This is a genomic window from Streptomyces sp. NRRL S-37, from assembly GCF_000721605.1.
GTDB lineage: Bacteria > Actinomycetota > Actinomycetes > Streptomycetales > Streptomycetaceae > Streptomyces.
Map to the genome: position 1 here is coordinate 1 of NZ_JOIZ01000053.1, position 7,227 is coordinate 7,227.

Annotated in this window: 8 protein-coding genes; 6 read left to right on the forward strand and 2 right to left on the reverse strand. The window is 68.2% G+C overall.

Annotated features, from left to right (window positions below; genetic code table 11):
- Nucleotides 1-87: 87 nt before the first annotated feature.
- The 4 genes from IH50_RS41405 (at nucleotide 88) to IH50_RS0136555 (ending at nucleotide 1,892) form a co-directional block, all read left to right on the forward strand.
- Nucleotides 88-264, forward strand: coding sequence for a hypothetical protein (locus IH50_RS41405; RefSeq protein ID WP_030872799.1), 177 nt, complete (start codon nucleotides 88-90; stop codon nucleotides 262-264).
- 160 nt (nucleotides 265-424) lie between these two features.
- Nucleotides 425-802, forward strand: coding sequence for a BlaI/MecI/CopY family transcriptional regulator (locus tag IH50_RS0136545; protein ID WP_030835991.1), 378 nt, complete (start codon nucleotides 425-427; stop codon nucleotides 800-802).
- Between the two features lie 9 nt (nucleotides 803-811).
- Complete coding sequence (locus tag IH50_RS0136550; protein ID WP_030872802.1) at nucleotides 812-1,357, forward strand: amino-acid N-acetyltransferase; 546 nt, start codon at nucleotides 812-814, stop codon at nucleotides 1,355-1,357.
- Between the two features lie 199 nt (nucleotides 1,358-1,556).
- Complete coding sequence (locus IH50_RS0136555; RefSeq protein WP_030872805.1) at nucleotides 1,557-1,892, forward strand: histone-like nucleoid-structuring protein Lsr2; 336 nt, start codon at nucleotides 1,557-1,559, stop codon at nucleotides 1,890-1,892.
- Here IH50_RS0136555 and IH50_RS0136560 read toward each other — a convergent pair.
- Entirely contained in the window at nucleotides 1,871-2,578 is a 708-nt protein-coding gene (locus IH50_RS0136560; RefSeq protein WP_030872808.1) for an SCO3374 family protein, read from the reverse strand. The genes IH50_RS0136555 and IH50_RS0136560 overlap by 22 nt on opposite strands.
- 431 nt (nucleotides 2,579-3,009) lie before the next feature.
- Between IH50_RS0136560 and IH50_RS0136565 the strand changes: the two genes are divergently transcribed.
- On the forward strand, nucleotides 3,010-5,535 hold the full coding sequence (locus tag IH50_RS0136565; protein ID WP_030872810.1) for an ATP-dependent Clp protease ATP-binding subunit: 2,526 nt from the start codon (nucleotides 3,010-3,012) through the stop codon (nucleotides 5,533-5,535).
- A 120-nt stretch (nucleotides 5,536-5,655) separates the two neighbouring features.
- On the opposite strand, the gene IH50_RS0136570 is transcribed toward IH50_RS0136565, so the two are convergent.
- Nucleotides 5,656-6,294, reverse strand: a complete 639-nt coding sequence (locus IH50_RS0136570; protein ID WP_030872813.1) for an HAD family acid phosphatase — start codon at nucleotides 6,292-6,294, stop codon at nucleotides 5,656-5,658.
- A gap of 441 nt (nucleotides 6,295-6,735) precedes the next feature.
- On the opposite strand from IH50_RS0136570, the gene IH50_RS0136575 reads away from it, so the two are divergent.
- On the forward strand, nucleotides 6,736-7,227 hold a 492-nt coding region (locus tag IH50_RS0136575; protein ID WP_037873577.1), incomplete at its 3' end, for a M23 family metallopeptidase.

Consider the following 7,227-nt stretch of genomic DNA (forward strand, 5'->3'; position numbering starts at 1 on the left):
GTCTTCCCCCGGCGCAAACCCACCCCGCCCCCACCGGACCAGCACCTGGCCGCCGGCTGACGACCCCCACTGCCCTACCCTGGACCCATGGACTACGTCTCCGCGCTTCTCCCCCCGGCCGTCATGGCCGTTTTCTTCATCGGCGTGATCCGGGTGATCGTGAAGACCCAGGGCGGCGCCAACAAGACCAAGGAGGACGCCGCGGTCGACGCGGCCCTCGCGCGGGTGCAGGGCTCACAGCCCGCCCCCAAGACCGAGGCCTGACCGGCCCGACTCCAGCAGTCCCCGGCGTACGACCCAAGGTCGTACGCCCTTTTTGTTCACGTCTGCCGATGATCGTGCCCGTCCGGCACGCCATCGCCGGGATACACCACTATTGTTCTGAGTTGTGCCTCGCCCATTGGGAGAACTCGAAGACGCGGTCATGACGCGGGTGTGGAAGTGGAACCGCCCGGTGACCGTTCGGGAAGTCCTGGAAGATCTTCAGAAGGAACGGTCCATCGCGTACACCACGGTGATGACCGTTTTGGACAATCTCCATCAGAAGGGCTGGGTGCGCCGAGAGGCGGAAGGCAGGGCCTATCGATATGAGGCGGTCTCCACTCGCGCCGCCTACGCCGCCGCGCTGATGAACGAGGCGTGGTCGCAGAGTGACAACGCCGCCGCCGCTCTCGTCGCGTTCTTCGGCATGATGAGCGAGGAACAGCGTCAGGCTCTCACCGACGCGGTCCGCATCGTCCAGCTCCCGGAAACCCCCGCCGACGAGAACCCCGGCTCGGCAGAGGGCCGGAGCGGACGATAGCGTCCGCCCATGTCCGCAGACAGCCCCGAAGACAGCCCCGAAGTCCCCGCAAAAGCCATCACGGTCCGACGGGCCCGCACCAGCGATGTCCCCGCCGTACGCCGGCTCCTTGACGCCTACGTCCGCGGGCGCATCCTGCTCGACAAAGCGACGGTGACGCTTTACGAGGACATCCAGGAGTTCTGGGTCGCGGAACGGGACGACAACGCGGAGGTGGTCGGCTGCGGCGCCCTGCACGTGATGTGGGAAGACCTCGCGGAAGTCCGCACTCTCGCCGTGAAGCCGGGCCTGAAGGGCGCGGGCGTCGGACACCGGTTGCTGGAGAAGTTGCTGGAGACCGCCCGCTGGCTCGGTGTTCGGCGCGTATTCTGCCTGACCTTCGAAGTGGAGTTCTTCGGCAAGCACGGCTTCGTGGAGATCGGGGAGACACCCGTCGACACCGATGTGTACGCGGAGTTGCTGCGCTCCTATGACGAGGGTGTCGCGGAGTTCCTCGGCCTCGAACGCGTGAAACCGAACACCTTGGGCAACAGCCGGATGCTTCTGCATCTGTGATCCGCGCGCGGTGCCCTATGTCCGAAACGCGCATGTTTCCGGGCCGGGTGCGGGCAGTAGGTCTCCGCCAGGGGTTTGTGTTTTTACGGCAAAAGCGGTTTGCTTTCCGGAGTACTGCAGTACTGGATATAACAAGGGACGGCGATACGGCGGACGCCGGCACACCCCGGCCCTCAAGTTATCGATGAAAGGAAATCCGGTGGCACAGAAGGTTCAGGTCCTTCTTGTCGACGACCTCGACGGCGGCGAGGCGGACGAGACCGTGACGTTCGCGTTGGACGGCAAGACGTACGAGATCGATCTCACCACCGCCAATGCGGACAAGCTCCGCGGCCTTCTCGATCCTTACGTGAAGGGCGGTCGTCGTACCGGAGGCCGTGCTTCGGGCGGGCGCGGAAAGGCGCGTGCCGCTTCCGGCGGCAGCCAGGACACCGCGGCCATCCGCGCGTGGGCGAAGGAGAACGGTTACGAGGTCAACGACCGCGGCCGTGTCCCCGCGTCCATCCGCGAGGCCTACGAGAAGGCCAACGGCTGACCGTCGGCCCGTACGGCGGCGGCAGCGCACGCACGCCGCAACCAAACCCGGTGGATCTGTGTCGCCACCGTGTTCACCAGCGGCACGAGGTCCGGGGGGACGTCCCGGTCCCCCCTCGCACCACCCCTCGTGCCCATCGCCGACAGCGTCGGCAGCGAGGCCTCGGCCCCGCGTCCCGGCTCGGGGGGCCGCAGCCACACGGCGGCCCCCTGCGATCCGTCACGGACCGGGGTGAGCGGCCGGGCGGCAGGACCGGCATCACCGCCGGCCCCACCGCCGGCATCGCCGTCGGCAACGGCGCCAGGGGGACAGGGAGCGTCCATGAGACCTCCCGCGCCGATCGCCACCAGGTCCAGCGTCAGCGCGCCCCAGTCCAGCCACTCCAGCAGCCCCGGCAGCTCCTCCGCGCTGCCCGCCGCCACCAGCAGCCGCATCCGGCCGCCCTCCAGAGCCACCGGGAACCCCCGCCCGAGCCCTCCCGAGCGCTCCAGGCGCTCCAGCGCCGCGTACCCCGCCTCCGCGGGCACGTCCAGGACGTCGAAGCGCACCCCCACCGCCAGCCGCACCGGCACCCCGGGCACCGTGGGCCACCCCAGCGCGTTCTCGTACCAGAGCCGCACCTCGTCGTCGCTCGGTGTGAGCGGCCGGCGGGAGAGCGGCACCGCGGGGAAGGCTGTCCGGACCATGCCCGGCGCAACGTTCCGACGCCCTCCGGGTTACTCTGGGTGTTCAGGCGTAAGCGAGGGGTGTCGAACAAGGGGGCGCGTGGGGGTGCGGGGAGGCGCAAGGTTGTTCGCCCGTAGCGGAGGGAACCCGTGCACTCGGCATGGACTGTCCGTAGCAGCGGGTAAGACATCCCTAGTGGGAGGGGTCGACACGCAGGGCGGGACGTTTCCCGTTCGCCACGGGCGTACTGGCGAAGGGGGTAACTGCCTGGCCTGCGGGAACATCGTCTCGCACCATCGGGTTGGAGCAGATGTCGGCGTGAGCGGGGTCAGGAGGCCATCGACGGTGTCGGCAGTTGGAATGAGCGGTCCCCGCTTGCGGGACTAAGCTGCGGAAGGACAGGGAGGGGAAGTTCCCCCCACTGCCTGACCGCTCTGAGGAGCGATTAACGATGTTCGAGAGGTTCACCGACCGCGCGCGGCGGGTTGTCGTCCTGGCTCAGGAAGAAGCCCGGATGCTCAACCACAACTACATCGGCACCGAGCACATCCTCCTGGGCCTGATCCACGAGGGTGAGGGTGTCGCCGCCAAGGCCCTTGAGAGCCTCGGGATTTCGCTCGAGGCGGTCCGCCAGCAGGTGGAGGAGATCATCGGGCAGGGCCAGCAGGCCCCGTCGGGTCACATCCCCTTCACCCCCCGTGCCAAGAAGGTCCTGGAGCTGTCGCTCCGCGAGGCCCTTCAGCTGGGCCACAACTACATCGGCACGGAGCACATCCTGCTCGGCCTGATCCGTGAGGGCGAGGGCGTCGCCGCCCAGGTCCTGGTCAAGCTGGGCGCCGATCTCAACCGGGTGCGGCAGCAGGTCATCCAGCTGCTCTCCGGTTACCAGGGCAAGGAGACCGCCACCGCCGGCGGTCCTGCCGAGGGCACCCCCTCCACGTCCCTGGTCCTCGACCAGTTCGGCCGGAACCTCACCCAGGCCGCTCGTGAGTCCAAGCTCGACCCGGTCATCGGGCGCGAGAAGGAGATCGAGCGGGTCATGCAGGTGCTGTCCCGCCGTACCAAGAACAACCCGGTGCTGATCGGTGAGCCCGGCGTCGGCAAGACCGCCGTCGTCGAGGGCCTCGCCCAGGCCATCGTCAAGGGCGAGGTGCCCGAGACCCTCAAGGACAAGCACCTCTACACCCTGGACCTCGGCGCCCTGGTCGCCGGCTCCCGCTACCGCGGTGACTTCGAGGAGCGCCTGAAGAAGGTGCTCAAGGAGATCCGCACCCGCGGCGACATCATCCTGTTCATCGACGAGCTGCACACGCTGGTCGGTGCGGGTGCCGCCGAGGGCGCCATCGACGCCGCGAGCATCCTCAAGCCGATGCTGGCCCGCGGTGAGCTGCAGACCATCGGTGCGACCACGCTGGACGAGTACCGCAAGCACCTGGAGAAGGACGCGGCCCTGGAGCGCCGCTTCCAGCCCATCCAGGTCGCGGAGCCGTCGCTGCCGCACACGATCGAGATCCTCAAGGGCCTGCGCGACCGCTACGAGGCCCACCACCGCGTCTCCATCACGGACGAGGCCCTCGTCCAGGCGGCGACGCTCGCCGACCGCTACATCTCGGACCGCTTCCTGCCGGACAAGGCGATCGACCTGATCGACGAGGCCGGCTCCCGGATGCGCATCCGCCGGATGACCGCGCCGCCGGACCTGCGCGAGTTCGACGAGAAGATCGCCGGCGTCCGCCGCGACAAGGAGTCCGCGATCGACTCGCAGGACTTCGAGAAGGCCGCCTCCCTGCGCGACAAGGAGAAGCAGCTCCTCGCCGCCAAGGCCAAGCGGGAGAAGGAGTGGAAGGCCGGCGACATGGACGTCGTCGCCGAGGTCGACGGCGAGCTGATCGCCGAGGTCCTCGCCACGGCGACGGGCATCCCGGTCTTCAAGCTCACGGAGGAGGAGTCGTCCCGCCTGCTGCGCATGGAGGACGAGCTCCACAAGCGGGTCATCGGCCAGGTCGACGCCGTCAAGGCGCTGTCCAAGGCGATCCGCCGTACCCGTGCCGGCCTGAAGGACCCGAAGCGTCCCGGTGGCTCGTTCATCTTCGCCGGCCCGTCCGGTGTCGGTAAGACCGAGCTGTCCAAGGCGCTCGCCGAGTTCCTCTTCGGTGACGAGGACGCGCTGATCTCCCTCGACATGTCGGAGTTCAGCGAGAAGCACACGGTCTCGCGTCTCTTCGGTTCGCCCCCCGGTTACGTGGGCTACGAGGAGGGCGGCCAGCTCACGGAGAAGGTCCGCCGCAAGCCGTTCTCGGTCGTCCTCTTCGACGAGGTCGAGAAGGCCCACCCGGACATCTTCAACTCGCTGCTGCAGATCCTGGAGGACGGTCGCCTGACCGACTCCCAGGGCCGGGTCGTGGACTTCAAGAACACGGTCATCATCATGACGACCAACCTCGGCACCCGGGACATCTCCAAGGGCTTCAACCTCGGTTTCGCCGCCGCGGGTGACACGAAGACCAACTACGAGCGCATGAAGAACAAGGTGTCGGACGAGCTCAAGCAGCACTTCCGGCCCGAGTTCCTCAACCGCGTCGACGACGTGGTCGTCTTCCCGCAGCTCAGCCAGGAGGACATCCTCAAGATCGTCGACCTGATGATCGGAAAGGTGGACGAGCGCCTCAAGGACCGGGACATGGGCATCGAGCTCTCCCAGTCCGCCAAGGAGCTGCTGTCCAAGAAGGGCTACGACCCGGTGCTGGGCGCGCGTCCGCTGCGCCGCACGATCCAGCGCGAGGTCGAGGACACGCTGTCGGAGAAGATCCTCTTCGGCGAGCTGCGTCCGGGTCACATCGTGGTCGTGGACACCGAGGGCGAGGGCGAGTCCCAGACCTTCACCTTCCGCGGTGAGGAGAAGTCGGCCCTGCCCGACGTCCCGCCGATCGAGCAGGCGGCCGGCGGAGCCGGTCCGAACCTGAGCAAGGACGCGTAAGCGTCCCACGGCGACCGAGAAGGGGCCGGTGCCCGAAAGCACCGGCCCCTTTCGCGTGCCTGCGGGTCCGCATGCCCGCGGGTCCGCATGCCCGCGGGTCCTCCTGTCCTCGTGTCCGCGCTACGACAGCCGGCCGTCGTAGTCCGGCAGCTTGAACGTCCGCTCGGCGTGGCCGCCCGACAGGTCGGTGGCGCTGTTGCCGATGTTGGCGATGATCGTGTAGCCCTTGGCCTCGATCCGGGCGCGCTGGGCGGTCTTGTAATCGGCGACGTTCTTGAACAGGTCGAAGAATCCGCGGACGTACAGGCCGGAGGACTCGTAGCCGACGTGGTCGAGGTTCCAGTCGGTGGGCGCGTGGATGATGCCCGGACGGGCGGTCACGAAGAACACGGCGACGCCGTGCTCCTGTGCGTACTCCGCGGCCTCCAGGACCGGCTCGTTGGCGGGTTGCGGGAAGCTGAACCCGAAGTCGGTCTCCAGCGCGGTGTTGTCGACGTCCAGGACGATCGCCTGCTTCTCGCCCGGCCCGGTGTCTCCGATCCGCTGCTTCAGATAGGGCAGGGCCTGGTCCATGACCGCCCGGCAGTCCCGCTGCCAGGTGTCGTAGTCGACGTCCGCCGCCGCGGCGGCGGCTGCCACCGGGGGAACGGCCGGTGAGGCGGGGGCCGCGGCCTCGGCCGGTGCGGCCAGGGCCACCAGGGCGGCCGCGGAGACGGCGGTGACCGATACGCGGATCGGCCAGGAGCGTCGGCTTCTCATCTCGTGGGGGTCCTCTCACGTCCGTAAAGCTGCCAACGTGTCGTGTGCATGCTCGTCTGCGAGGGTGACGCGAGGTGAACCGTAGGGTTACCGGACGGTAGGCGCCTAGAGGCCTGCGCCACATTTATGGAATGGCCGAACCCGGCCCCCGGTGACATGGCGCACAGGCGCTTTGTCCGGTACTAGCCGGAATAGTGGTGAAAGCGCATCCGTAAAACGGACATTTGCCCCAGAGTTTTGATCGATCGGCTCTAAATGGGGGGTTTCGTCCGGTAAGAGGGGTGTGTCAAGAGACGTGCATCTCAGTGCAGATCTACGACTTTTCGTCGTAGGTCACACCTTTGCGCCGTTATGGCCGGAGGGGCTACCAATGAATCACCACCGAGGCGCGGATCCGTCCGCCGGGTGGTTTTCCTACGTCCCCTTCCTGATGAGGTTGAGATGTCCCAGCGCGTCACGCCCCGTTCCTTCCGTACGTCCCAGATCCGCACCCGCGCGGCCGTGCTGGCCGCCGGACTGGGGGCCTCGGTCGTCATGGGAGCCGGGGTCGCGGCCGCCGTCGACACCACGGCCGCGTCCGGCGCCGCCGGCGCCGTCCAGGCGCAGGCCGCCGCCCAGGCCGAGGCCGCGAAGGCCCAGGCCGCCCAGGTCGAGAAGGCCGCCCAGGCGAAGGCCGCGAAGGCCGCCCAGGCGAAGAAGGCCGCCCAGGCCGCCGTCAAGAAGCAGGCGTCCTGGATCGACCCGGTGAAGAGCTACAAGCTGTCCGCGAGCTTCGCCCAGAACGGCGGCATGTGGGCGCACAAGCACAGCGGCCAGGACTACGCCGTCCCGACCGGCACCACCGTGATGGCCGCGCACGGCGGCACCGTCGTCAAGGCCGGCCCCAACGGCGCCGGCGACGGCCCCGCGTACGGCAACGCCATCGTCATCAAG